3 protein-coding genes and 1 pseudogene are annotated in these 3,531 nt (G+C 75.0%); 2 read left to right on the top strand and 2 right to left on the bottom strand.

The window, feature by feature from the left end; translation table 11 throughout:
* Both ABD198_RS17540 and ABD198_RS30735 read right to left on the bottom strand, forming a co-directional pair.
* Positions 1-355, bottom strand: a pseudogene (locus ABD198_RS17540) (hypothetical protein); the annotation flags it as partial.
* 258 nt (positions 356-613) lie between these two features.
* Positions 614-931 (bottom strand): hypothetical protein, encoded by a 318-nt coding sequence (locus ABD198_RS30735; RefSeq protein WP_425580495.1) that lies wholly within the window; start codon positions 929-931, stop codon positions 614-616.
* Position 932: 1 nt separating this feature from the next.
* On the opposite strand from ABD198_RS30735, the gene ABD198_RS17535 reads away from it, so the two are divergent.
* Entirely contained in the window at positions 933-3,176 is a 2,244-nt protein-coding gene (locus ABD198_RS17535; protein ID WP_425580494.1) for a serine/threonine-protein kinase, read from the top strand.
* A gap of 3 nt (positions 3,177-3,179) precedes the next feature.
* A partial coding sequence (locus ABD198_RS17530; RefSeq protein WP_344002302.1) for a zinc ribbon domain-containing protein occupies positions 3,180-3,531 on the top strand: 352 nt, incomplete at its 3' end.

The raw sequence follows: 3,531 nt of genomic DNA, 5'->3' as shown, positions 1-3,531 counted from the left end.
CATCGCACCCCTCACCCGCCCCGACGTCGCACCCGTCGCCGTCCCCGGCATCGACCCCGACGCCGAACCCGGCACCCACCCCGTCGGCGCCCCCGGCCTCGAACTCGACGCCCGACCCGGCATCGACCCCGACGCCGAACCCGGCACCCGACCCGTCGTCGGCCTCGGCATCGCACCCCTCACCCGCCCCGACGTCGCACCCGTCGCCGTCCCCGGCATCGACCCCGACGCCGAACCCGGCACCCGCCCCGTCGTCGGCCCCGACGCCGAACCCGGCACCCGCCCCGTCGTCGGCCCCGACGTCGCACCCGTCGCCGTCCCCGGCATCGACCCCGGCGTCGAACGCTGCCCCCACGCCAACACCCCACCCGGCACAGCGCCTGCAGCAGATCCCGGCCCAGCCGCGCACCCCGCCGCAGCCGAACTCAGCGCAGCCGCCCGCTGCCCAGCCCGCGTCCCCGCACCCGTCCGCACCCGCACCCGCACCCGCACAGCGCAACGAGCCACCGGCCCGCGCACCCGAGCCGCCCCAAGCCGCCCAAGCCGCCCAGGCACAGCCCCCGGCCGCCGCCCACGCACAGCCCCCCTGCCAGCGCCCCGGCTGCGACGGCAGCTACGAGGACGTCGGCGGCGGCGAGCTGTACTGCGACACCTGCGGACTCGCCCCGGTCGTCTCCTCCAGCGGCATGGTCGGCTCCGCCCCGACCGGCATGACCGCCGGCGGCAAGGGATCCGGCGGTTCGGCCGGCAGCCGCAGCTCACGCGCGAGTTCGCGCACCTCGTCGCAGTCGTCGAAGTCCCGCCGCTCGGTGTCCGGACGCCTCTCTCGCTCGCTGTCCGGCCGCAGTTCGGGCCGCTCGGTGTCGGTGCGCAGCTCCGGCTCGGCGGCGGGCTCCTCGGGCCGGGGCCGCCTCGGTGCCGGCCTGGTCACGGTGCCGCCGATCCCGCGCCCCGATCCGCGCACCATGGTGCTGCAGAACCCGGAGGTTCCCGAGCGGAAGCGGTTCTGCTCGCGTTCGGACTGCGGCGCCCCGGTGGGCCGGGCCCGCAGCGGCCGGCCGGGCCGAGTGGAGGGTTTCTGCACCAAGTGCGGCCACCCGTACTCGTTCATCCCCAAGCTGCGGCCCGGGGACGTGGTGCACGGCCAGTACGAGGTGGTCGGCTGTCTGGCGCACGGCGGCCTGGGCTGGATCTACCTCGCGGTGGACCGGGCGGTCTCGGACCGCTGGGTGGTGCTCAAGGGTCTGCTGGACACCGGCGACCAGGACGCGATGGCGGCGGCGATCTCCGAGCGGCGCTTCCTGGCGGAGATCGAGCACGCCAACATCGTGCGCATCTACAACTTCGTGGAGCACCTGGACCAGCGCACCGGCTCCCTCGACGGCTACATCGTGATGGAGTACGTCGGCGGCAAGTCGCTGAAGGAGATCGCCAACGCCCGCCGTACCCCGGACGGCAGGCGGGACCCGCTTCCGGTGGAGCAGGCCTGCGCGTACGGCATCGAGGCGCTGGAGGCCCTCGGCCATCTGCACAGCAGAAACCTTCTGTACTGCGACTTCAAGGTCGACAACGCGATCCAGAGCGAGGATCAGCTGAAGCTGATCGACATGGGCGCGGTGCGTCGCATGGACGACGACGAGTCGGCCATCTACGGCACCGTCGGCTACCAGGCGCCCGAGGTCGCCGAGAGCGGCCCCTCGGTGGCCTCGGACCTGTACACCGTCGCCCGGACGCTGGCCGTGCTCACCTTCGACTTCCAGGGCTACACCAGCGTCCACGTCGACTCGCTGCCCGACCCGGACACCATCGAGGTGTTCCGCCAGTACGAGTCGTTCTACCGGCTGCTGGTCCGCGCCACCGATCCGGACCCGGCGCGCCGGTTCGCCTCCGCGCAGGAGATGAGCGAGCAGCTGACCGGTGTGCTGCGCGAGGTCGTCTCGCTCCAGACGGGCCGGGCGCGCCCCTCGCTGTCCACCCTGTTCGGGCCCGAACTCCGCGTCACCGACACGGATCTGTTCCCGGAGCCGGCCGGTGAGGTCTCCGTCCTGGGCGCCCGCCCGGTGCGCGCCCGCAAGCGGGCCAAGGCAGCGAGCAGCCCCGCCGCCCCCGCGCCGGCCCCTGGCACCGCGCCCGTCCCTGCCCCTCCCCCGGTTCCTTCCGCCTCCGCCGCCCCGGCTCCCGTCGGCACACCCGCAATCGCCCCCGCCCCCGGGGCCGTCGGCCCGGCCCTGGTCCGTCCGGTCAACACCCCGGCCGCCGCGCTGGCCCTGCCCGTGCCGCACGTCGACCCGTCCGACCCCAACGCCGGTTTCCTGGCGGGCCTGCTGACCTCCGCGCCCGGCGGGGAGCTGATCAACGCGCTGGCCGCCGCGCCCTCCCCGTCGGCCGAGACCCGGCTGAGGCAGGTGCGGGCCTGGCTGGAGGCCGGCGACCCGGGCACCGCCCTGGAGACGCTGCGCACCCTGGAGGAGCAGGACCCGGACGACTGGCGGGTGGTCTGGTACCGGGGCCTTGCCTCCCTGGTCACCGGCGACTTCGAGGCCGCCGCGCTGTCCTTCGACGCGATCTACGACGCCTTTCCGGGCGAGATCGCGCCCAAGCTGGCGCTGGCGCTGTGCGCCGAGGTGCTGGGGCAGCTGGACAACGCCGCGGAGTACTACCGCCTGGTGTGGGCGACCGATCCGAGCCATGTGAGCGCGGCGTTCGGTCTCGCCCGGGTCCAGCTGGCCACCGGCGACCGGACCGCCGCGGTCCGGACGCTGGAGTCGGTGCCGGAGTCGTCCATCCACTACACGGCCGCGCGCGTGGCGGCCGTCCGGGCGCGGCTGCGCGGACGCACCGCGGCGCCCGGTGACGTACGGTTCCTCGACGACCTGACCGCCGCCGCAGGTCAGGTCGAGGCCCTGGAGGCGTACGGCCTGGACCCGGCGCGCCGGGAACAGTTGGCGGCCGAGGTCCTCGGGTGTGCGCTGGACTGGGTACTCTCCGGGGACCAGGGTTCCGTTCTCTCCCGCGCAGGGGGACGGACGCTGCTCGGCAGCGGGCTGGACGAGCGGGGCCTGCGCTTCGGTCTGGAGCGTTCGTACCGCATGCTGGCCCGGCTGGCGCGGAGCGGTGAGGAGAGGATCGACCTGGTGGAACGTGCCAACCGTTACCGCCCCCGGACGTGGGTGTAGTTGATGTCGCAGATGCCTCAGCAGGCCGCTCTGTCGAAGTGCCCGAGCTGCGAGGAACCCCTCGAGGCGGGTGATCGTTTCTGCGGTGCGTGCGGTTACGACCTGTCCGCCGTCCCCGCGCGGCCTCAGGACCAGCCCACGATCGTCATGAACGGCTCCGTGCCGCCGCAGAGTCCGCCGGACCGCGGCTTCCCGCCGCCCCCGCCCGCGCCGCCCGCCGCGCCGTCCTGGCCGGCCGCGCCCGGCTCCCCTGGCACGCCCGCATCCAGCGAGACCCACCGGCCGGACGCGGCGGGCCACGGCCCCGCGGAGGGTTCCGCCGCGCCGTTCCCGGCCGCCCCGCAGCAGGGCCCCG

This window comes from Streptomyces thermocarboxydovorans, assembly GCF_039524635.1.
GTDB lineage: Bacteria > Actinomycetota > Actinomycetes > Streptomycetales > Streptomycetaceae > Streptomyces > Streptomyces thermocarboxydovorans.
Note: the sequence above shows the minus strand (reverse complement) of the source record. Positions and strands in the feature narration are given on the sequence as shown.